Raw genomic sequence first — 22416 nt, 5'->3', positions numbered from 1 at the left:
GCCCACGGCCGCTGCCGGAATCAAGGTGGAGACACCGACGATGTGTCCACCATGATCGAATGAGCCACGCGGCCGCGCCAGGTATCAATTATCGACAGGCTTGCCTTTGCTGGCGAGGCGTTCGTCGCGCTCGTGGGGCGCTACCGGTTCAGACTGCGCTCGTAAGCGGCCAGGACGGTACGCTCCGACTGCACCAGATAGGCTTCGAGCAACCGGGTTGCCTCCGCTGATTGCCCCTCTTCGATACAGCGCAGGATTGAAACGTTCATATCGACATAGGGCATATGCAGGAACTCCGGATCTTTGAGCAGGCCGAACGCCAGCCGCAGCTCGGCAGATATCTGACCGTAGAACACCACCAATCGCGGGCTGTCGGCGAGTTCGACGATCGCCTTGTGGAACATCATGTTGGCGGTGCCGACAGCCTTCCAGTCCTTGACTTCACGGGCGCGCATGCCCGCCTCCACCGCCTCACGCATATGCAGTGTTCCCGGATGCAGCGGGTAACCCTGGGCAATGGCCTTGCATTCGATAAAGCGGCGGACACGATAGATGTCGATGATCGACGCCATATCGGGCACCGCCACGCTCACCCCGCGATTGGGTTCATGCTTGAGCAACCCCTCACGGGTAAGGACCCTGAACGCTTCCCTCAAGGTGTTGCGGGAAATCTGCAGGCTTTCGGCCAGGGCCGCTTCGGACAGTCGTTGACCCGGAACCAGTTCACCTTCGACCAGCATTCTGCGGACTTCCTGGGTGATGGACTCTCCCAGCGAGCGAGGAAGGGAAGGTGAAACGTCGTTCATGTGCAATCCAGGATAAGAGAAAGCCACGATGTTCCACGAGAGCTTGGTGCAAGGCAAGAAGCCAGGGGCCTGCGTGCATCATTAAGTAACACGCACGAGTGACAAGGTTACAATTCGGTGCAGATTGTAGCCTTCCACGATCATGATTGTTCAACGATCCAATAAGTATGGATCAACACTTTCAACCAGATTCCTGGGTTTTGGCATGTTCGTTGCTCAACACTCATCATCTCCCACCGTAGGAATGATGCCGTGACACAGATCGCTCATGAGTTCACAAAGGCGCGACGCTCTTCCCTGATCGCCGCAATCTTCATGATGGCGACCTCCGCCATCGGCCCTGGCTTCATTACCCAGACCGCGACCTTTACGGCAAACATCGGCGCGGCGTTCGCCTTCGGTATCCTGGCCTCGATCCTGATCGACTTCGTCGTTCAACTGAATGTCTGGCGAATTGTTTCGCTGACCCGGATGCGCGCGGCCGACCTGGCCAACCGGGCGATTCCGGGGAGCGGCTACCTGCTGGCAGTCCTGGTGATCTTCGGCGGCCTGGTGTTCAACGTCGGCAACATCGCCGGTGCCGGACTGGGGCTCAATGCCCTGATGGGCCTGGATGCAAAATGGGGCGGTGGTCTGAGCGCCCTGCTGGCCATCGGCATTTTCTCCTCCCACCGTGCAGGGATTGCCGTCGACCGGCTGATCGTCGTGCTGGGCCTGGTGATGATCACCCTGACCCTGTTCGTCGCCTTCGCCTCCAACCCGCCACTGGGCGAAGCCCTGTACCAGACCGTGCTTCCAGACCAGATCAACTTCGCCACCATCACCACCATTGTCGGGGGCACGGTCGGCGGTTACATCACCTACGCAGGGGCTCACCGCCTGCTGGATCGAGGCACCACCGGGGAAGAGAACCTTCAGGCCGTGTCCAAGGCCGCCTTGAGCGGCATCATGGTCACCGGCGTCATGCGCTACATCCTGTTTCTGGCCATCCTCGGCGTTGTGGCCAGTGGCGTCGTCATCGACACCTCCGGTCAAGGCGCAAATCCCGCGGCGCAAGCCTTCCAGGCCGCGGCAGGGCAGTTCGGCCTGCGCGTGTTCGGCCTGATTCTCTGGGCCGCCAGTATTACCAGCGTGATCGGTGCCGCCTACACCTCCATGTCCTTCATCACCGTGTTCAAGCCGAACATCACTGAAAAAGGCCGAAACCGCGCCACCACTGTGTTCATCGCCCTGTCGCTGCTGATCTTCACCCTGATGGGCACCGCCCCCGCCGCACTGTTACTTTTTGCGGGTGGGTTCAACGGCCTGATACTGCCCATCGGCCTGAGCATCTTCATCTACGTTGGCTGGCGTCGGTCGGACTTGATGGGCGGCTACCATTATCCACGTTGGCTGCTGGTGCTCGGCGCGCTGACCAGCGTGTTGACCTGGTACATGGCGTTCAAATCCGTTGGGCCGATCTTCGCCTTCCTCAACGTGGTCTGAGCCCGATAGAAACAAAGGAGCCACTCTCATGCCAAATATTGATCTCAACAGTGACCTGGGCGAAAGCTTTGGCGCATGGAGCATGGGCGACGATGCCGCGATGCTCGATGTCGTGACCAGCGCCAATGTCGCCTGCGGTTTCCACGCCGGCGACCCGGCCGGCATCTTGCGGACACTGAAAGCGGCGGCGGCAAAAAATGTCACCATCGGTGCCCATGTCGCTTACCCGGACAAAGTGGGCTTTGGTCGACGCAACATGGACGTGGCCAGCGATGAGCTGACAGCAGACGTGATCTACCAGATTGGTGCGTTGCAGGGCCTGGCCAAGGCCGCCGGCACGTCGGTGCGCTACGTAAAACCCCACGGAGCCTTGTACAACACCATTGCCCACGATCGCCGGCAGGCGCTGGCGGTGATCGAAGCCATCCGCGCTGTCGACCCGACTCTGATACTGGTGGCCCTGGCCGGTTCCAGCCTGATCGAACTGGCCCGTAACGAGGGCTTGCAGTGTGTCGCCGAAGCCTTCGCTGACCGCGCCTACACGCCCCAGGGCACGTTGGTCTCGCGACGCGAACCCGGGGCCGTGCTGCACGATCCCAAGCTCGTGGCCCAACGCATGCTGCGCCTGGTGGAAGACGGCACTGTCGAAGCCATCGATGGCAGCCTGACCCGAATCCAAGCCGATTCGATCTGCGTCCATGGCGACAGCCCCGCTGCTGTGGAAATGGCCCGCGAGCTGCGCCGGGTATTGGAACAGGCGCACATGTCCTTGCTGCCCTTTGCCGGAGCACACTCATGAATGCCCTGGCTCTCGCCCGCAAGGCGGCGATTGCCGCTGCCCGGGATGCACGCACCACTTACCGTAACGGCCTGATCGCCCCCACGGCGGGTATCGCGCCGGGCATGACCCAGGCCAACCTGATCGCCCTGCCGCGCGCCTGGGCGTACGACTTCCTGCTGTACGCCCAGCGCAATCCCAAAGCCTGCCCGATCCTTGACGTCAGCGACGCCGGCAGCCCGAGAACACTGCTGGCTGAAGGAGCGGACCTGCGCACTGACATCCCGCTGTACCGCATCTGGCGTGATGGAAAGCTGGCCGAGGAAGTCAGCGATGCCACTCAGGCCTGGGCTGAACACGACGACATGGTGGCCTTTTTGATCGGCTGCAGCTTCACCTTTGAAACTGCCCTGCAAGAGGCCGGTATCGACGTGCGGCATATCACCGATGGCTGCAATGTGCCGATGTACCAGACCAACCGTGCCTGCCGCCCGGCCGGGCGTCTACACGGTGAAATGGTGGTGTCCATGCGCCCGATCCCGGCCGATCGTGTCGCGCAGGCGGCGAGTATTTCCGGGCGTTACCCTTCGGTCCATGGTGCTCCGGTGCACATCGGCGAGCCCGCGCTGCTCGGCATCCAGGACCTGGCGCGCCCCGATTTCGGCGACGCCGTACGCATCGAACCCGGTGAGATTCCGGTGTTCTGGGCCTGCGGCGTGACGCCCCAGGCAGCGGTCATGGCATCGGGCGTGCCCTTCGCCATCACCCATTCGCCGGGCCATATGTTCATCACCGATGTGCCTGACAGCACCTACCACGTCTAGGAGTCTCCCGTGCGTTTTCTACCGGTCAACCTGGACGCCCTGCTCGTCGAATTGAAAGACCTCGACCAGACCCTGGCGTTGTACGACACCCTGATGGCCGAGCCCATTGCCGGGGTGGAGCACATCATTCCCGCCGCTCGAACGTTGCTGATCGAGTTCCGCCCCAGCGCCATCGAACGCCAGGTGCTGGTTAACCGTATCGCTGTCCAGGATTTGAGCCAGCGCCGCGCGCACGAACATCGTCGAGTGGAAATCCCTGTGCACTACACGGGTGAAGACCTCGACGAAGTCGCCACTTTGCTGGGCCTGAGCCGCGACGAGGTGGTCCGCCGCCACACCGCCCATGACTACACCGTGGCCTTCTGCGGTTTTGCCCCAGGCTTCGCCTACCTCACCGACGGTGCCGGCTTCCAGGTGCCGCGCCGGCAAACCCCGCGCACCCGCATCCCCGCCGGCGCCGTGGCCCTGGCCGGTGAGTTCAGCGGCGTCTATCCGCAAGCCAGCCCCGGCGGCTGGCAGATCATCGGGGTTACGCCCTCACGCATGTGGGACCTGAACCGCGATGAACCGGCGTTGTTACGCCCCGGTTACAAGGTTCGCTTTACCGATGCCGGCCCTCTTCCGGCCGGCGGTTTGCCTGCGCCCACCCCGCCGACACGCGCCGCCCCACACAGCGGCGCCTGCCTGGAAATCATCACCCCCGGACTGCACAGCGTCCTGCAGGACTTGGGGCGTCCCGGCCAGACCAGCCAAGGCGTGTCCAAATCCGGGGCGCTGGACCTGAGTGCCCTGCGAGCGGCCAACCGCGCCGTGGGCAACCGCTCGAACATGGCCTGCATCGAAGCGCTACTCGGCGGTTTGAGTGTTGTCTGCCATGGCTGCACCGTGATCGCTGTCACCGGCGCCCAGACCCCGGTCAGTATCACCACGGCCGGCGGCCTGCAATGGCAAGCACCCAACTATCAGCCCATCGAATTGGACGAGGGCGATCGTGTCAGCCTCGGTTCACCCAAGGCGGGGCTGCGCAGCTACCTGGCGATTCGCGGCGGGTTTGACGTCGCGCCCGTGCTCGGCAGCCTGTCCACGGACACCCTGGCCCAAGTCGGCCCCCCTGCCCTGGCCGCCGGCGACCGCCTGGGTTTTGCAACACTCGGCACGGGCACCAGCGTATCGCTGAACGAAGCGCCGGCCTTTGAACTGCCAACGGCAAGCGACATCGTCACCCTCGACGTGGTCATGGGCCCCCGCACCGACTGGTTTACCGAGGACGCCATCAAGCGCCTGAGCAGCCAACTCTGGCGGGTCAGCGCGCAATCCAATCGGGTCGGCATTCGTCTGGCCGGGGAAACGCCGCTGACGCGCAGCAATCACCAGGAGTTGCCCAGCGAAGGCACCTGCGTGGGCGCCATCCAGGTTCCGGCCAGCGGCCAACCCGTGCTGTTCCTGGCGGACCACCCATTGACCGGCGGCTATCCGGTGATCGCCGTGGTGGCCAGCCATCATCTGGATCTGGCCGGACAAATACCGGTCAACGCGCAGATTCGCTTCAACCCACTGGATGAATTCCACGAGATTCAACCCAGCACAGCTGCTTCTTTTCCAACTGCCGATGCGAAGAAAATCCCATGAAAAAATTATTGATCGCCAACCGTGGTGAAATTGCCGTACGCATCGCCCGCGCCTGCCGCGACTACGGCGTGCAATCTGTCGCCGTCTACGCCGACGCAGACATCGATGCCCTGCACGTGCGCCAGGCTGACGAAGCCTATTCACTGAACGGTCAGCGTCCGACCGAAACCTATCTCGACATTGGCAAACTGCTTGCCGTCGCCAAACGCAGCGGCGCCGACGCCGTGCACCCGGGTTATGGTTTTCTGTCGGAACGGGCCGATTTCGCCCGGGCAGTGATCGACGCGGGGCTGATCTGGGTCGGCCCCAACCCGGAAACCATCGATGTGCTGGGGGATAAGGTCCAGGCGCGAAAACTGGCCCAACAGGTCGGCGCCCCTCTGGTAGCCGGTACGCCAGGACCGGTCGAAGGCGCAGCCCAGGTGCTGGCCTTTGCCGAACAACATGGCCTGCCGATTGCCATCAAGGCCGCCTTTGGTGGCGGCGGGCGCGGGATGAAAGTCGCCTGGCGCATGGACGAAGTCGCCGAGCTGTTCGCCTCGGCCGTGCGCGAAGCCGAAGCGGCCTTTGGTCGTGGCGAATGTTTCGTCGAACAGTTCCTCGACCGCCCTCGGCATATCGAAGCGCAGATCCTGGCTGACAAACACGGCAAGGTGGTCGTGGTAGGGACCCGGGATTGTTCGCTGCAACGACGCAACCAGAAACTGGTGGAGGAAGCGCCAGCGCCTTTTATCAGCGAAGAACAGCGCCAGCGCATTCATCAGGCCGCCCACGATATCTGCGCCAAGGCCGGTTACGTCGGTGCCGGCACGGTGGAGTTCCTGCTCAGTCAGGATGGCACGCTTTCGTTTCTGGAGGTCAACACGCGGTTGCAGGTCGAACATCCGGTAACCGAAGAAACCACCGGCGTCGACCTGGTGATCGAGCAACTGCGCATCGCCGATGGTTTGCCGTTGTCCTTCAGCCAAACGCCGACACCGCGCGGCCACAGCTTCGAATTTCGCATCAACGCCGAAGACGCAGGCAAGGGTTTCATGCCGACCCCCGGACACATCACCGCCTTCCAGCCACCCTCTGGCCCGGGCGTACGCCTGGACAGCGGCGTGACCAGCGGTTCGCAAGTGCCCAGCACCTTCGATTCGATGATGGCCAAACTGATTGTCACGGGCGCCACCCGCGAGCAGGCGATCGTGCGCGCCCGGCGCGCCCTGGCCGAATTCAATATCGAGGGTATCGCCTCGGTACTGCCATTTCACCGGGCCGTGATGGACCATGACGACTTCACGGGCGCGGGTCGATTCGCCGTGCATACGCGCTGGATCGAAACCGACTTCGCTGACCAGATCACCCTCGCACCACGCAACGCCATGTCGGCCGACACTGAGGTGCTGCGCACGTTCGTCGAAATCGACGGCAAGCGCCACGAACTGGGCCTGCCGGCCGAGCTGTTGCGCGGCTTGAGCCTGAACACCCCGGCCACGGCGGGCGAACGCACGGCCCCAAGCGAGTTGGATGATCCACACGCACTACGCACCTCGGTCGCGGGCAATCTGCATACCTGGGTCGTCGAAGACGGCGAAGCGGTGAACGCCGGTCAAGTGGTCGCCGTTATCGAAGCGATGAAAATGGAAACCTCGATCCTGGCCCCTGCTGACGGCAAGGTGCGGATTGCTGAACAGGCAGGCGCCTATTTCGAAGCCGGCTCGATCATCGGCCGCATCGAAACCGCTCACTGATCCAAACGTTTTCCTTACGCAGATAACACGCGCAACGGGTGAATAACCCGGTTGCCGCGTGCTGCCCGCAAAAAATGTTCGATGTCATGTTGCATAGACACTAACGATAAAACACACACCCTCAATCTGGCGTTATCTGGAGCATAAAGAGCATGTTGATCAACAAGGCTTTTGCGGTGGCGGGTACCTGCGCGTTGGTTTTTCCATTGGCGGCATCTGCCGATTTTATTGCCGACAGTAAGGCCAGTGTAGAACTGCGCAACTTCTACTTTGATCGCGACTTTCGCAACGGCCCACCCACGGCCCAGCGTGACGCGGCAAAAGAATGGGCGCAGGGCATCATGATGCGCCTGGAGTCGGGGTATACCGCCGGCACCGTGGGCCTGGGCATCGACGCCGTTGGCATGCTCGGCCTCAAGCTTGACGGCGGTGATGGGTCCGGTGGCACGGGCCTGTTACCGGCTGACCTGGGTTCGAAAAACGGCCGCGGCTCACAGGACGAATATTCCAAACTCGAACTCACCGCCAAGGCGAAAGTTTCGCAAACTGTTTTGAAAGTCGGCTCTCTCGCCTTCCGCACGCCTGTGGTATCGAGCAATGACACGCGCCTGTTGCCGTCAACTTTCGAAGGCGCGCTACTGACGTCCAGCGACATTGATCAGTGGGTCCTGCAAGGGGGCAAGCTGGAACAAATAAAATTCAACAGTTCCTCCAACTATCAGGACTTCACCGGTAACCGCATCGGCGGTGTCAGTGATGACTTCCGCTTTGCCGGTGGTACTTACAGTTTCAACAAAACCCTCAGCACAAGTTTGTTCTATGGCAACCTGGAAAATGTCTATCGGCAGTTCTTTGGCGGCGTCGTCTATGAAATTCCCCTCGCCGCACAACAGTCGCTGAAGTTCGATCTGCGCTATTCGAAGAGTACCGACGATGGTCACTTCCGCCCCCTCGATAACCGGGCAGCGAACGGGCTGGTTTCCTACACCCTGGGCGCCAACGTGTTCACGGCCGCCTATCAGCGCATGAGCGGAGACGATCCGTTCCCCTACATCGCCAACAGCGACCCCTACCTCGTCAACTTCGTACAGATCAACGATTTCGCCAACACCCAGGAGCGCTCATGGCAACTGCGCTATGACTACAACTTCGCCGCGCTGGGCATCCCCGGGCTCACCTTCATGACGCGTTATGTCAACGGCGACAATGCCCAAGTCGCAGGCAGTAACACGGGTAAAGAGTGGGAGCGCGATACCGACATCGGTTACGTGATCCAAAGTGGTTCATTGAAGAATCTCGGGGTCAAACTCAGGAACGCGACGGTTCGTTCGAACTTTGGCAATGACCTGGATGAGACCCGTCTGATCGTGAGTTACACGTTGGCGCTTTGGTAAAACCTTGTCCGTAGGCAAGCGATCCCCGTAGGAGCTGCCGAAGGCTCGGGCCGCGTTCGGACGATCTTTTGCTCTTGATCTTTTGCTCTGGACTCAATTGTCTGGGGCAAGATCGCAGCCTCGCTTCGCTCGACAGCTCCTACAGCAGATTACCGACACGGATCAGGGGAACTGAGCTGATAGAATGCCCTCCCTGATCCGCCAGACATCGCGCGCAATGAACCAAGCCTCCAAACCCTCCCCCCAAAACATCGCCATCATCGGCGGCGGCCCTGCCGGCCTGATGGCGGCCGAGGTGTTGAGCCAGGCCGGGATACAGGTCGACCTGTACGACGGCATGCCCTCAGTGGGCAGAAAATTCCTGCTGGCCGGTGTCGGCGGCATGAACATCACCCACTCGGAGGACTTCTCGCCGTTCCTGTCCCGCTACGGCGAGCGCGCGCCCAATATCGCCCCGCTGCTGCGGGCATTCGGTGCGCAGGAGTTATGCGAATGGATTCACGGATTGGGCATCGATACCTTTGTCGGCAGTTCCGGACGAGTATTTCCGACCGACATGAAAGCCGCCCCGCTGCTGCGCGCTTGGCTCAAGCGGCTGCGCGATGCCGGCGTGGTGATCCACACCCGCCATCGCTGGCTTGGCTGGAACCCGGACGGCAGCTTGAAAATAGCCTCCCCCGACGGCGAAAAGGCGTTGCAGCCCAACGCGACGCTGCTGGCCCTGGGCGGTGGTAGTTGGTCACGCCTGGGTTCGGACGGTGCCTGGATGCTGCCCCTGGAACAGCGCGGCGTAGCCCTGGCGCCACTGCAGCCGAGCAATTGTGGATTCGACGTGCAGGCCTGGAGCGATCTGATGGTCAGCAAATTCGCCGGTGCCCCGCTGAAAAATGTCGCCATCGGCCTGAACGATGACAAGCCGCGCCTCGGCGAATGCGTGATCACCGCTACCGGTATCGAAGGCAGTCTGATCTATGCCCTGTCGGCGCCGATTCGCGAAGCCATCAACCAGCACGGTAGCGCGACGATCCATCTGGACCTGCTGCCGGGCCGGCCGCTGGACAAGATCCAGCAAGCGTTGAGCAAGCCTCGCGGTTCACGCTCGGTGGCCAAGCACCTGCACAGTCAATTGGGGATCGATGGGGTCAAGGCTGCGCTGTTGCGCGAGCAAACACCTGCCGATTGTTTCGCCGACCCGGCGCGGCTGGCCCAGGCAATCAAGGCCTTGCCCATCACCCTGGTAAAAACCCGCCCGCTGGACGAAGCCATCAGCAGTGCCGGTGGCGTGACCTTCCAAGCCCTCGACGAACGCCTGATGCTCAAGCAGATACCTGGCGTGTTCTGTGCCGGGGAAATGCTCGACTGGGAAGCACCGACCGGCGGCTATTTGCTCACGGCCTGCTTTGCCAGCGGCCGGGCGGCTGGCCTAGGGATGTTGGAATTTTTGAATGGTTGAATTCGTAGGAGCTGACGAGTGCAACGAGGCTGCGATCTTTTGATCTTTCGCTCATGACTCAATGGTCTGGGAAAAGATCGCAGCCTCGTTGCACTCGTCAGCTCCTACGGGTCTCAGGAGACCTTTGAGATCAAGGCTTACGCTTACGCGGCCCGGTATTGAACACCGGGACTTTGCGCACAGGTTTGACCGAAGGCTCCACGGGCGAGGCGTCGCCGCTGTCGACCCACTTGCCCAGGTTGCGCTTGCCGCCACCGCCCGAGGCTTTCGGCTTCTTCGGCTTTTTCGGCTTCTTGATGACCTGGCCGCTGGCATCGGTGTCCGGCACCCGATGCTCAGGCTCGAAGTCCTGTTCCATCTGCCGTGGCAACGTCTGACGGGTCAGGGTTTCGATGGCTGACAGCAGATTCACTTCATCGGCGCACACCAGGGAAATCGCTTCCCCGGTGGAACCCGCCCGGCCAGTACGACCGATACGGTGAATGTAATCCTCGGCGACGATCGGCAAATCGAAATTCACCACCAGCGGCAAGTCTTCGATATCCAGCCCACGCGCGGCGACGTCGGTGGCCACCAGGATCTGGATCTCACTGGCCTTGAAACGGTCCAGCGCCCGCTGGCGGGTGGCCTGGGGTTTATCGCCGTGGATGCCGTCGGCATTGACGCCCATGCCCTGGAGTTTTTCCACCAGCGCATCGACACCGTTGCGGGTCTTGGCAAAGACCAGCACCTGTTTCCACTTGTTCTTGCGCATCAGGTGCACAAACAACTCTGGCTTGCGCTTCTTGTCCACCGTCACCACCCATTGCTTGACGGTGTTGGCGGCCACATTGCGCGGGCTCACTTCGATGCTCAGCGGATCATTGAGCATTTGCCCGGCCAGCAAGCGGATCGCGTCGGAGAACGTTGCCGAGAACAGCAGCGTCTGGCGCTTCTTCGGCAGCGCTTTATAGATATTCGCCAGCTCCTCGGAGAAGCCCAGGTCGAGCATGCGGTCGGCTTCGTCCAGCACCAGGGTCTGCAGCTGATTGAACTTCAGCGCGTTCTGGCGGAACAGGTCGAGCAAGCGTCCCGGCGTGGCGACCAGCAGATCAACCCCTTTGCGCAGCTTCATCATCTGCGGGTTGATGCTGACGCCGCCGTACACTGCATAGGTGCTCAACGGCAGGTTTTGCGCGTATTGGCGCACGCTTTCGTGAACCTGCTCGGCCAGTTCACGGGTCGGCACCAGAATCAGCGCCCGTACCGAGTTGGCACTGACCTTCGGCCCCTCGGTGGTCAGCAACTGCAACAGCGGCACGGCGAAACCGGCGGTCTTGCCGGTGCCAGTCTGGGCCGCGGCCATCAGGTCGCGACCGGCCAGCACCGCCGGCATGGCTTGGGCCTGCACCGGGGTCGGGGTCTGGTAGCCAAGCGTCTCAAGGGCGCGCAGCAAGGGTTCGATCAGGCCAAGGGTGGCGAAAGTCATGGAAGTACCGTAGGAAAAAATCAGCGCAAGGTGTGCAATGCGCGGCAGTTTACCCTAAATCAGGATTCGGCCGGCGCAGGCTTGGGTTTGCGCCATTGGGGCAAACCGATCAACACCACGGCACTGATGATCACCAACATCGCCAGGGCCTCTTCGATCCCGATGGTTTCACCGGCGAACACAATGCCCAGCAACACCGCCACCGCCGGGTTGACGTAGGCATAGCTGGTGGCCGCCGCCGGACGTACGTGCTTGAGCAGGTACATGTAGGCGTTGAAGGCAATGATCGAACCGAAGCAGGTCAGGTAGGCCAGGGCGATCCAGCCTTCCAGCGGCGGCATGCTGTCCAGGTGCTCGCCACTGGCCACGCTGCCAATCAACAGCACCACACCGCCCACCAGCATTTCCACGGCACTGGCCATCGCCCCCGCCGGCAGCGGCAGGTGCTTGCTCAATACCGAGCCGAAGGCCCAGGACGCCGCCGCGAACAGCAGCAAGGTCGCGCCCAGCGGGCTCGATTGCAGGTTGGAACCCAGGTTGAGCATGGCAATGCCGATCAACCCCAGCACAATCCCCGCCCACTCCAGACGGGTGTTACGGGCGCCCCAGAAATATCCGCAGAGCAAGGTAAACAAAGGCACCGTCGCCACGGCCAGCGCCGCCACCCCGGACGCCACGCCCGTGTGCTCGGCGACACTGACCGCGCCATTGCCGAAGCTGAGCAACAACACGCCGATCACAGCCCCCGCCTTCCACTGCGCCCAGGTCGGTGCCGGCGCCCCGCGCCAGCGCAGGAAACCGTACATCAGCGAGCCGGCGATCACGAAACGAATCCCGGCCAGCAGCAGCGGCGGCCAATGCTCCACACCGATGCGAATCACCAGGTAGGTCGACCCCCAGATGACGTACAGGGCAAAAAAGGCAGCGATCAATGGCAAGGGGAAACGGCGTGGGCCAGGCATGGTCAGCTCGAAGTCAGGACAATGAGAGACGCTATTCTAGAAAGGCGACAGGCGGAAAATAAGTTACAAAACCTGTTTATCCGAACCGTACACTTTTCAAAACACGGAGATCAGCGCTATAAACCGTACTTTCGAAAGTCAGCCCCCTGGGAGCCCGAACCGTGGATAAGTACGACCGCATGCTGCTCAGTGCCCTGCTGGAAAACGGTCGTGCGTCCTACGCCGAACTGGCCCGCAAAGTGAACCTGTCGGCCCCGGCCGTGGCCGAGCGGGTCAGCAAGCTGGAAGCCAGCGGCGTGATCACCGGCTATCAAGCAAAAGTCGACATGGCGAAAATCGGCCTGCCGGTGCAGTGCGTCATCGAACTGCGGATGAACCAGCATGGCAACCAGAAGACCTACGACGAACTGTGCAAAATCCCGCAACTGACCGAATGCCATCGGGTGACAGGCGACCCGTGCGTGATCATGCAAGCGGCCGTCGGCTCTATGCCGGAACTGGAAGAGCTGATCAACCGCATCGCCAAGTTTGGCTTCAGCAAGACCTCGATCGTGCTGTCCAGCGCGATTGAAAAGCGCGCGCCGCTGGGGCAGTTGGAAGGCAACGGAAAATAACCTGCTTCACACAGATCAACCTGTGGGAGCGAGCCTGCTCGCGATAGCGTTGGATCTGCCAACATCAATGTCGACTGACACGCCGCAATCGCGAGCAGGCTCGCTCCCACATTTTTTTCGGTGGTGTGGTCAGAACCCGCGATGGCGCTTGAGGTGCTCGTTGATCTTCGCCGCCGGCACTTTCTGCAAACTGCACAGCAGATCGTGGGACAACTCCCGCAGCCCGTGCTGTTGCCGCAGCTGCGTCGCCAGGTGCGCGGTGAGGTTGGCGGCCATTTCGGCGTCGGCCATGGCCCGGTGAGCCTGGCCCGTGTGAGGCAGGCCGGCGAAGGTGTTGAGCGTGCCGAGCTTGTGGTTCGGCGCCGTCGGCATCAGGCGCCGGGCCAGCAGCAGTGAGCAGGCAAAATTCTGCAGGCGGGTGCGCTTGATCCGGCCCAGTTCGAAGTCCCAGAACTTCTGGTCGAACGCGGCGTTGTGGGCCAGCAGCGGCGTGATGCCGACGAACTCGTTGACCTCGTTCATCACCTTTTCCGCGGACGGGGCGCTGCGCAGCATGGCGTTGCTGATGCCGGTCAGTTGCTCGATGAACGCAGGCACGCGCACACCGGCGTTCATCAGGCTCTGATAGCGATCCACAATCCGGCCTTGTTCGAGGATCACCACGGCGATTTCGGTGGCCCGGCAACTGCTGCTCGGCGTGATGCCGGTGGTTTCAAAGTCGATGACTGCGATGCGTTCCAAACCTGTCTGAACTCCGTAAAAATCAATTCTTGAGCAACAACGCGCCTTCGATCGGCACGTAGCGGCTGGCGGCGCGAATCAGCGAGTTGGCCGTCAGCCCCGGCACACCATAGGCCACCGCCTGAACCCCGTGTTTGCTGATGATGCGTTCCAGCAGCATGTCGAAATCGCCATCACCGGACGCCAACACCACTTCGTCAACGTGATCGGCTGCGTCCATGATGTCCAGGGTGATGCCCACGTCCCAGTCGCCCTTGGCCGAGCCGTCGCTGCGCTGGATGTAAGGCTTGAGCTTCACGACAAACCCCAGGTTGCGCAGGATCTGCTGGAATTGCTGCTGCTTGCTGTCACCGCGATCGATCGCATACGCGTAGGCCTCGACGATCTGCCCCTGTTTGCTGACATCGGCCCACAAGGCCGCGTAGTTGAAATGGCAACCATAAGCCTGGCGCACGGTGTAGTAGAGGTTCTGGACATCGGCGAACACTGCGATTTTTTTCACCGCGTTTCCTCTTGAATGCACAAGCCAGCAGAGCGGGCCGGAAAAGTTGCCCAGTATGCCAGCCCAGAGGAATGTTCCGCGAATAATCGGTCCGAGGCACCAGGGCGCCCCGGACGAATGGCAGGTCAGACGAAGGAGTCGTCATCGCCGAAGAAAGATGAATCGTCGCCGTAGTCGGCGTCGGCGAAACCGCTCTGGTCGTTGCCATAGGCATCGTTACCCGCGACGCTTGAGTCATCGCCCCAGCCGCTGTCACTGCTTGCCGTGTCATTGACCGGTTGAGCCGGCGCTTGCTCGATGACCTCGACCACCTCCTGAGGCTGCTGGGCACCGTGGAACAGACTGCTGATGCCCTGGGCCAGCATCACGCCCCCGGCCACGCCAGCCGCGGTTTTCAGCGCGCCGCTCATGAAACTGCCGGTTCCAGGAGCCTGCTGTTGCGCTGCGCCGTAGGGCGCCGGCGGCGGGGTGTAGTTCTGCTGGGGTGGCGCATTGAAGCCAGGCCGCGCCGGTTCACGCCAGCCGCCCCCGCTCGTAGGCGAAGCGCCTGGAGCGGACGTTGAACGTGAGTCGCGCGAGCTGCCACCGAAAATACTCGAGAGAAAGCCACCACCGCTGGACGCTGGAGGCTGTTGGCGGGCCTGTTGCAGGTCCGCCTGCAACTGCTCGATCTGCTGGCTCAACTGCTTGTTCTGCTCGTCGAGGCTTTTGAGCGCCGTCTCTTGCACCAGAATCGCCTGGGTCATGAAATAGCCCGCTGCGGGCTGGCGGGTCATATGTTCCTTGATCCGCGCCTCGGCCTGGGCATCGCGCGGGGCTGAATCCTTTTCGGCCTGTTGCAGCCGTGAAAACAGTCCATCGATCAGGGTTTGTTCTTCGCTGTTCATGGCGACCTCATCAGATTGCCGGGTAAAAAAACCATGCCGGCCCTACAGGACCGGTGCCAGCCAGTAATGGGGCTGGGCTCAGAGCTTTCAATGGTCTTTACCTGATGTTTACGTTTGCTTGTGCAGGCGCCTGATCGGTTAAAGTGTCGGACCGCTTTTTGACCTGCGATACCGACTCATGAATCCGTTTGACGTGCTGCGCGACTCTTTGTATTTCTTCAAGCGCCATCTTGGCCGGATCGCCCAGCTGTGCCTGCCGCTGGTGATCCTCGAGGCCGTGCTGCAACAAGGCGTGGACAGCGTCGTGGGCCCCGAAGGTTTTTCCGGCTACAGCCTGATCGTCGGGCTGCTGATATACCCGCTCTACACCGCCGCGCTGATTCTGTTTCTCGACGCCCGCAGTCGCGGCGAATCGCCCCGTCCCCGTGACCTTCTCGCGACGGCCCTGACCCTGTGGCCACGCTTTGCCCTGCTGACCGCACTCAATACGTTGCTGATTCTGGTGGGCATTTCGTTGTACTTCCTGCCGGGCCTCTGGCTGATGGTGGTTCTGGCCTTTGGCGAATACCTGCTGGTGCTGCGCGGCCTGACTCCGCTGGCAGCAATGAAGGAAAGCCTGCGCCTGAGCCGCGGCAGTTTCTGGCGCATCCTGTTGTGCATTCTTTGCGTGATGGTCCCGCTCTGGCTGCTCAAGGGCGCCAGCCTGTCGGTGTACCCGCCGCCGCAGAACCCGCTGATCGCCTTGCTGATCGACAGCGTTCACAGCTTCCTGCAGCTGTTCACCACCGTGGTGCTGTTCCGGATGTTCATGCTGGTCACGGAAAAACCTGACAACCGTTGACGACTGCTGCGCAGGTGACGGGCTTGGGCTCGGCAACTGCTCTCGGTTATGCTCGGGATCACTTTTGCGTAACGCCCATTTAAGTCGAGCCATGACCCGTCTATTGCGCTACACCTTGCTGGGCCTGTTGTTGATTCTCGGCCTGGCCGCCCTGTCGATCTACAGCCTGACCTGGCGCCCACAGCCCCGGGAAGCACTGCCGGTCAGTTGCCCCGCCAACACCGCAACGCTCGTGCCTGGCCAGGCCTTGAAGGTGATGACCTGGAACGTCCAGTTCCTGGCCGGCAAGCGCTACGTGTTCTGGCACGATCTGGCCCACGGTGACGATGAAAGCCCGACCCTCGAAGACATGGCCTTCAGCCTCGACGAAGTGGCAAGGGTCATTCGCGACGAGCAACCGGACATCGTGTTGCTTCAAGAACTGGACGACGGCGCCAAGGCCAGCGACTACCAGAATCAGCTCAAGTTGTTGCAGGAACGCTTGACCGACCTCTATCCGTGCAGCACCAGCGCCTTTGACTGGAAAGCCGATTTCATCCCCGACCCGCATATCTTCGGCAGCGTTGGCCGGCAGTTGGCGACGTTGAGCCGTTACCGCATCGATCAAGCGGAACGGGTGCAGTTGCCAGTGGCCGGGGCCAATTTCATCAGCCGCCAGTTCCAGCCGAAAAACGCTTTGTTGGTCAGTCACCTGCCGCTGAGCAGTGGCGGCCACCTGGTCGTGCTCAACACGCATCTGGAACGGGCCACACAACCGGATGAAACCCTGCCAAATCAGGTCGGGGCCGTGAGCAAGGTCCTGGACAAACTTGAATCGCGAGGCACGCCCTGGCTGATCGGCGGCGACTTCAACCTGCTCCCCCTGGGCCAATACCGGCGCCTGCCTGCCGAGCAACGCACGCCCTACTCCGCCGACAGCCCGTTGCACCTGCTGTGGGACAAATACCCGATGATCCCCACCAACAACGAGGCCAGCGGCATCGACCGCGCCCACTGGCTGACCCACTACCCTAACGACCCCGGCCTCAACGGCCCTGACCGCACTGTCGACTACCTGTTCTACAGCCCTCGGATCAAGCGGGTCGAGGCTCGGGTGAGGCAGGACGATACCTTGCGGATCTCCGATCATTTGCCGGTGATTGCCCGATTCCTGTTGCCCGCCACGCCGTGACGGCAAGCCACATTCGTCGCCAGACGAGTGTGGCGCTGGCGCGCATCACCCACACGTGATCAGGGTCGAGTACCTGTCTCAGCGGCCTGGACCGTCCAGGGTTTGACCTGTTCGCTCAGCGTCAGGCCCAAACCGGGACGAGTGGGCACCAACATCCGACCGTCGCGGGTTTCCAGACGCTCGTTGAACAGCGGCTCAAGCCATTCGAAATGCTCGACCCAGGGCTCGGTTGGATAGGCGGCTGCCAGGTGAACGTGCAGTTCCATGGCGAAATGAGGGGCCAGCATCAGGCCCGCCTGCTCGGCCATTGATGCAACCTTCAGGTAAGGGGTGATGCCGCCTACTCGTGGTGCGTCGGGCATCAGGAAATCAGCGCCGCGCTGCTTGATGAACTCGGCGTGTTCAGCAACGCTGGTGAGCATTTCACCCGTGGCAATCGGTGTATCGAACTGCTGCGCCAACGCGGCATGGCCTTCAGCGTCATAGCAGTCCAGCGGCTCTTCAATCCAGATCAGGTTGTACGCTTCAAACTGCCGACACATGCGCTGGGCCGTCGGGCGATCCCATTGCTGGTTGGCATCCACCATCAGCGGGAAGTTGTCGCCCAAGTGCTTGCGCACCGCACTGACCCGTTCAATGTCGATGACGCAATCCGGTTGCCCGACTTTCAATTTGATGCCGCCAATACCTTTTTCACGCGAGAGGTCGGTGTTCTTCATCAACTGATCGAGCGGGGTGTGCAGGAAGCCACCGGACGTGTTGTAGCAACGCACCGAGTCACGTTGAGCACCGAGCAAGCGGGCCAGCGACAGGTTGGCGCGCTTGGCCTTCAGATCCCACAACGCCACGTCGAACGCACCGATGGCCTGGGTCGACATACCGCTGCGGCCCACCGACGCGCCAGCCCAGCACAGCTTGGTCCAGAGTTTGGCAATGTCACTGGGGTTTTCGCCGATCAGCGCCGGGGCGATTTCCTTGGCATGCGCGAATTGTCCCGGCCCGCCGGCACGTTTGGAGTAACTGAAACCCAGGCCCTGATGCCCATCGACGGTCTCGATTTCGGCAAACAGGATGGCGATTTCAGTCATCGGCTTCTGTCGGCCGGTGAGCACCTTGGCATCACTGATGGGATTGGCCAGCGGCAGGATCACCGAAGCGACACGAACCCAGGCAATGCGGTCGTCGTCGGAGGACTTGAGTGTTTGTTGTTGTACGAGCATGGGGCTCTCCTTGGACAGGCTCTGAAGGCGACGATGATTGCGCAATCATCAAGAGACATAAAAAAGACCTTCGCCGGTGCTTCAGAAGGTCTCTTGCCTCGATACTACACTGATTGCGCAATCATTCAATCCCGCAAATCCCCGGAAAATCGACTGCCAGGTTCAGGTACTGGCGCGGTCGATGAACGTGAAGCCGGTGTCGATCCGCACGGGGTTGAGGTGGGCGCCGGGATTTTCGAAGCGCTCAAGCAGCGCCTCAGCCACGTGCAGGCCAATCCTGGCACCGTCAACGCTGACGGTCGACAGCGCCGGGTAAACCTGTGCCGCGCTGCTGAGATCCCCGAAGCCCATGACGGCCAGCTCAGCGGGCACCTTCAGGCCAAGGCTGGCTGCTTGCGCCAACACACCTTGAGCCACGGTATCGGAGCTGCACACCACGATGTCGGGGCGCACCGGCAGATCCAGCAGCCGCCGAAGGCCCTCTCGGCCCACCTCCAGCGTAGCGGGGGGCGCCAGGACTTCCATCGGCACCTCTTCAATGCCCTGGCGCTTCAGCTCGGCGATAAGACTGTTGCAGCGACGCAGGCCACGAGGGTCGCTGATGGTCACCACGGAAAAGCGCTGGTAACCCTTTTTAAGCAAATGTCGCGCTGTCTCTTGTCCCACTTTTTCATGTGAGAAGCCCACCAGCATGTCCAAAGGGTCTTCACTCAGATCCCAGGCCTCGACCACGGGAATTCCCGCCTGGGCGAGTCGCAAGCGGCTTGACTCGGTATGCAGCGTACCGGTCAACACGATGCCGTCCGGGCGCCGACCGAGTACGGCTTCAAGCAGTTTTTCTTCCTGCTCCGCGCTGTAGCCTGTCAGACCGAGCAGGGTTTGATAGCCCGCGTGGGTCAGGCGGTCCATCAGCGATTGCACGGTGTCTGCAAAAATGGAGTTAGCGATGGTGGGCAGGAAAATCGCCACCAGACGACTTTTGTTGCTCGCCAGGCTACCCGCCAGCATGTTCGGTACATAGCCCGATTGGCGCACCGCTTCGCGGACCTTCTCCCGCGTGTTCTCGCTCACCAGTTCCGGGCGATGCAATGCTCTGGAAACGGTCATTGGCGAAACGCCTGCAATCTTTGCCACATCGATCAACGTCAGGCTCGACCCCCTGGTGGCCACGGTCATCGGTGCCTGGGAGGTGGGCGCTGCTGGTTTCTTTGCCATGAACTGTTCCGAATCTGAAGCCAACTAACCGGGACTGCGTATAAAGCAGTTGATGGGGCGGTGAATCTACCATTTGCGCCGCCGTGCTGGCGGGCCAAACCGGCGGTTTTTCACTTGCGGGGTTTGATCCGTGCCGTGGCTTCGGCCACCAGCGGATCGTCCGGCCAGTAATGTTTGGGATACCGCCCCTTGAGGTCTTTCTTCACTTCGGCATAGGTGCTGCGCCAGAAATTCGCCAGATCCTGGGTCACTTGCACCGGTCGCCGCGCCGGTGACAGCAGGTGCAGTTTGACGACCTGTCGGCCGCCGGCAATGCGTGGGGTGTCGGCCAGGCCGAACAGTTCCTGCAAGCGTACCGCCAGAATCGGCGGATGCTCGCTGTAGTCCAGGCGAATCGACGAGCCCGAAGGCACGCTCAGATGATGGGGTGCCCATTCATCCAGCCGTTGCGGCAAGGGCCAGGGCAGCAGGTTGTGGACGATACTGGGCAGGTCAAGGTTGGCAAAATGGCTGAGGCGTGACACGCGCCCCAGGTACGGCATCAACCACTGCTCAAGCGTGTTCAGTAGCGCCCCATCGCTGACATCTGGCCAATCGCTCTCGCCCTTGGCCTCCAGGTCGAGCTGGCGCAACAGTGCCACCCGTGCCTGCCATTGCCGCAGCTCCGGCGTCCAGGGCAGCAACTCCAGGCCCTTGCGCCGTACCAGGTTCACCAGCGCCTGGCTGCGCGCCGACTCATCCAGGCCGGTCAGTGGCTCACGGCTGAGCACCAGTTCGCCGACCTTGCGCTGGCGCTCGGCGCGCAACATGCCTTCACGCTCGTCCCAATCCAGTTGATCCACCGTGCGTACCTGCTCGGCCAGCACCGAATCAAACAGCGCCGGATCGAAGTCCGTCGCCAGGTAGATCCGCTCTTCGCGCTGCCCCTGACGACTGCCCAGGTCGGCGATCACCAGCCACGCCTGTTTCATCAGGCTATCCGCCTCGGCAAACAACGCCGCGCGGCCGTTGGCCAGGCGATACTCCGCCCCGCCGGGCCGCCGCTGTTGGGCGACGCGATCCGGGTAGGCCAACGCCAGTAAAGCGCCCAACCAGCGCGGATGTTCGGGGTCGGCGACGGCTTCTTCGGCCTTGCCCCGCAGGTAACCGCGATATTGCCGGGCCAGCTGCCGCGCCCGTTGAACCCCGCCCTGAGCACCACGGGCTGCCCGCTCTTCACCAGACAGCAACGCCAGGCGCGTGTGCAGGTCCGCACCGGCGCCGCGCAGAATGTCTCGCTCCCCCAACAGCGCCGCGACGTTACACGCCATGTCCGCCAGCCCCAGCGACTGCCCACGCAGCAACAAATGGGCGATGCGCGGGTGAGCCGGCAGTTCGGCCATGGCTTGGCCATGCCGGGTTAGTTGCTCGCCGTCCAGCGCGCCCAGGCGTTGCAGCAGATCCTGCGCCTGGGCATAAGCGGCGGCGGGCGGAATGTCGAGCCAGACCAATTGCTGCGGCGTCACGCCCCAACGTCCCAATTGCAGGGCCAGCCCGGCCAGGTCCGCCGAAAGAATCTCGGCGCTGCCATAAGCGGCCAGTTGTTCGTGCTGGTCTTCGGACCACAACCGGTAACACACCCCCGGCTCCAGACGCCCGGCCCGCCCGGCCCGCTGAGTGGCGCTGGCCCGGGAAATACGCTGGGTGTCGAGGCGGGTCATGCCACTGCCCGGATCGAAACGCGGCACTCGCGCCAATCCGGCATCGATCACCACCCGCACGCCATTGATGGTCAGGCTGGTTTCGGCGATGTTGGTGGCCAGCACCACTTTGCGCTGGCCGGGCGGCGCCGGGTCGATGGCCGCACGTTGGGCGGCGAGGTCCAGCTCGCCATGCAACGGACAGAGCAGCACATTGCCGCCCTCACCCAAGGCATCGGCCAGTTGCTGATGAACCCGGCGGATCTCCGCTTGCCCAGGCAAGAACACCAGCACGCTGCCGGTTTCATCGTGCAGCGCTTCGAGCACGGTCTGCACCAGGCGCGGCTCGATGAACTCGCCGGGCTGGAACGGCCGGCCCCAGCGCACTGCCACCGGGAACATGCGGCCCTCGCTGCGCAGAATCGGCGCATCGTCCAACAACCCGGCCAGGCGCTCGCCTTCCAGAGTCGCGGACATCAGCAGGATTTTCAGCGGCTGGTCGTCGCGAAACAGCTCCCGGCCATTGAGGCTCAAGGCCAGGGCCAGGTCGGCGTCGAGACTGCGTTCGTGAAATTCATCAAAAATCAGCAGCCCCACGCCCTCCAGCGCCGGGTCGTCCTGCAAGCGGCGGGTGAGGATGCCTTCGGTGACTACTTCAATGCGGGTCTTGGGGCCGACCTTGCTGTCCAGCCGAATCCGGTAGCCGACGGTTTCACCGACCTTTTCCCCCAGCTCGCTGGCCAGTCGCTCAGCCGCCGCCCGTGCCGCCAGGCGCCGCGGCTCAAGCATCAGAATGGTCTGCCCGGCCAGCCAGGCCTCATTCAACAGGGCCAAGGGGACGCGGGTGGTTTTACCGGCGCCGGGCGGTGCTTCGAGCACGGCTTCTTGGCGCGATGCCAAGGCTTGACGCAGGGCGGGTAAAACTTCATCAATCGGCAAAGAAATCATGCTGGCTCCAAAACAGAGGGCCGAGTATAACGGCGAACTGTTTAGCGTGGTCTGGACTCCAAC

The 22416-nt window shown here is 62.1% G+C and carries 19 protein-coding genes; 10 read left to right on the top strand and 9 right to left on the bottom strand.

What is annotated here, in order from left to right:
* Window positions 1–140: 140 nt before the first annotated feature.
* A complete protein-coding gene (locus tag BM132_RS26330) occupies window positions 141–806 on the bottom strand; it encodes a GntR family transcriptional regulator (protein WP_092402285.1) in 666 nt (221 codons plus the stop codon).
* Window positions 807–1058: 252 nt separating this feature from the next.
* On the opposite strand from BM132_RS26330, the gene BM132_RS26325 reads away from it, so the two are divergent.
* The 7 genes from BM132_RS26325 (at window position 1059) to BM132_RS26295 (ending at window position 10105) form a co-directional block, all read left to right on the top strand.
* A complete protein-coding gene (locus tag BM132_RS26325) occupies window positions 1059–2291 on the top strand; it encodes an NRAMP family divalent metal transporter (RefSeq protein WP_092402282.1) in 1233 nt (410 codons plus the stop codon).
* Between the two features lie 28 nt (window positions 2292–2319).
* A complete protein-coding gene (locus tag BM132_RS26320; protein ID WP_092402279.1) occupies window positions 2320–3090 on the top strand; it encodes a LamB/YcsF family protein in 771 nt (256 codons plus the stop codon).
* Window positions 3087–3893: a putative hydro-lyase gene (locus BM132_RS26315; RefSeq protein ID WP_092459760.1), complete on the top strand. Its 807-nt coding sequence runs from the start codon at window positions 3087–3089 to the stop codon at window positions 3891–3893. The genes BM132_RS26320 and BM132_RS26315 overlap by 4 nt, the downstream gene beginning before the upstream one ends.
* 9 nt (window positions 3894–3902) lie before the next feature.
* On the top strand, window positions 3903–5522 hold the full coding sequence (locus tag BM132_RS26310) for a 5-oxoprolinase subunit B/C family protein (protein ID WP_092459758.1): 1620 nt from the start codon (window positions 3903–3905) through the stop codon (window positions 5520–5522).
* A complete protein-coding gene (locus BM132_RS26305; RefSeq protein WP_092459755.1) occupies window positions 5519–7258 on the top strand; it encodes an acetyl/propionyl/methylcrotonyl-CoA carboxylase subunit alpha in 1740 nt (579 codons plus the stop codon). The genes BM132_RS26310 and BM132_RS26305 overlap by 4 nt, the downstream gene beginning before the upstream one ends.
* A gap of 152 nt (window positions 7259–7410) precedes the next feature.
* Window positions 7411–8652 carry an OprD family porin gene (locus BM132_RS26300; RefSeq protein ID WP_092459753.1) on the top strand — a complete coding sequence of 414 codons (1242 nt, stop codon included), beginning with the start codon at window positions 7411–7413 and terminating at the stop codon, window positions 8650–8652.
* A gap of 217 nt (window positions 8653–8869) precedes the next feature.
* Window positions 8870–10105: a TIGR03862 family flavoprotein gene (locus BM132_RS26295; RefSeq protein ID WP_092459811.1), complete on the top strand. Its 1236-nt coding sequence runs from the start codon at window positions 8870–8872 to the stop codon at window positions 10103–10105.
* Between the two features lie 130 nt (window positions 10106–10235).
* On the opposite strand, the gene BM132_RS26290 is transcribed toward BM132_RS26295, so the two are convergent.
* Window positions 10236–11573, bottom strand: coding sequence for an RNA helicase RhlE1 (locus tag BM132_RS26290; RefSeq protein ID WP_092459751.1), 1338 nt, complete (start codon window positions 11571–11573; stop codon window positions 10236–10238).
* A 59-nt stretch (window positions 11574–11632) separates the two neighbouring features.
* Window positions 11633–12535: a drug/metabolite exporter YedA gene (gene yedA, locus BM132_RS26285; RefSeq protein WP_076386438.1), complete on the bottom strand. Its 903-nt coding sequence runs from the start codon at window positions 12533–12535 to the stop codon at window positions 11633–11635.
* 161 nt (window positions 12536–12696) lie between these two features.
* Between yedA and BM132_RS26280 the strand changes: the two genes are divergently transcribed.
* Window positions 12697–13149 carry an Lrp/AsnC family transcriptional regulator gene (locus BM132_RS26280; protein ID WP_092459749.1) on the top strand — a complete coding sequence of 151 codons (453 nt, stop codon included), beginning with the start codon at window positions 12697–12699 and terminating at the stop codon, window positions 13147–13149.
* Between the two features lie 129 nt (window positions 13150–13278).
* On the opposite strand, the gene BM132_RS26275 is transcribed toward BM132_RS26280, so the two are convergent.
* The 3 genes from BM132_RS26275 to BM132_RS26265 all read right to left on the bottom strand — a co-directional run bounded on the left by BM132_RS26275 (window position 13279) and on the right by BM132_RS26265 (window position 15279).
* The gene (locus tag BM132_RS26275) at window positions 13279–13890 is read right to left on the bottom strand and encodes a 3'-5' exonuclease (protein WP_092402255.1); all 612 of its coding nucleotides are present in this window, start codon (window positions 13888–13890) and stop codon (window positions 13279–13281) included.
* A gap of 22 nt (window positions 13891–13912) precedes the next feature.
* Complete coding sequence (locus BM132_RS26270; protein WP_003185707.1) at window positions 13913–14392, bottom strand: LabA-like NYN domain-containing protein; 480 nt, start codon at window positions 14390–14392, stop codon at window positions 13913–13915.
* A gap of 125 nt (window positions 14393–14517) precedes the next feature.
* On the bottom strand, window positions 14518–15279 hold the full coding sequence (locus BM132_RS26265) for a DUF2076 domain-containing protein (protein ID WP_092459747.1): 762 nt from the start codon (window positions 15277–15279) through the stop codon (window positions 14518–14520).
* Window positions 15280–15457: 178 nt separating this feature from the next.
* Here BM132_RS26265 and BM132_RS26260 point away from each other — a divergent pair, with 178 nt between their 5' ends.
* Together BM132_RS26260 and BM132_RS26255 are read left to right on the top strand one after the other, a co-directional pair.
* Window positions 15458–16120 carry a hypothetical protein gene (locus tag BM132_RS26260; protein ID WP_092459745.1) on the top strand — a complete coding sequence of 221 codons (663 nt, stop codon included), beginning with the start codon at window positions 15458–15460 and terminating at the stop codon, window positions 16118–16120.
* 91 nt (window positions 16121–16211) lie between these two features.
* Window positions 16212–17291, top strand: coding sequence for an endonuclease/exonuclease/phosphatase family protein (locus tag BM132_RS26255; RefSeq protein WP_092459743.1), 1080 nt, complete (start codon window positions 16212–16214; stop codon window positions 17289–17291).
* A gap of 59 nt (window positions 17292–17350) precedes the next feature.
* On the opposite strand, the gene BM132_RS26250 is transcribed toward BM132_RS26255, so the two are convergent.
* The 3 genes from BM132_RS26250 to hrpB all read right to left on the bottom strand — a co-directional run bounded on the left by BM132_RS26250 (window position 17351) and on the right by hrpB (window position 22353).
* On the bottom strand, window positions 17351–18511 hold the full coding sequence (locus BM132_RS26250; RefSeq protein WP_092459741.1) for an L-talarate/galactarate dehydratase: 1161 nt from the start codon (window positions 18509–18511) through the stop codon (window positions 17351–17353).
* A gap of 162 nt (window positions 18512–18673) precedes the next feature.
* The gene (locus BM132_RS26245; RefSeq protein ID WP_092459740.1) at window positions 18674–19726 is read right to left on the bottom strand and encodes a LacI family DNA-binding transcriptional regulator; all 1053 of its coding nucleotides are present in this window, start codon (window positions 19724–19726) and stop codon (window positions 18674–18676) included.
* A 110-nt stretch (window positions 19727–19836) separates the two neighbouring features.
* Entirely contained in the window at window positions 19837–22353 is a 2517-nt protein-coding gene (gene hrpB, locus BM132_RS26240; RefSeq protein WP_092459738.1) for an ATP-dependent helicase HrpB, read from the bottom strand.
* Window positions 22354–22416: the final 63 nt, after the last annotated feature.

It is taken from the genome of Pseudomonas sp. NFACC45, assembly GCF_900113505.1.
GTDB classification, from domain to species: Bacteria; Pseudomonadota; Gammaproteobacteria; order Pseudomonadales; family Pseudomonadaceae; genus Aquipseudomonas; species Aquipseudomonas tehranensis.
This window is presented reverse-complemented; position numbering and strand designations above follow the sequence as displayed.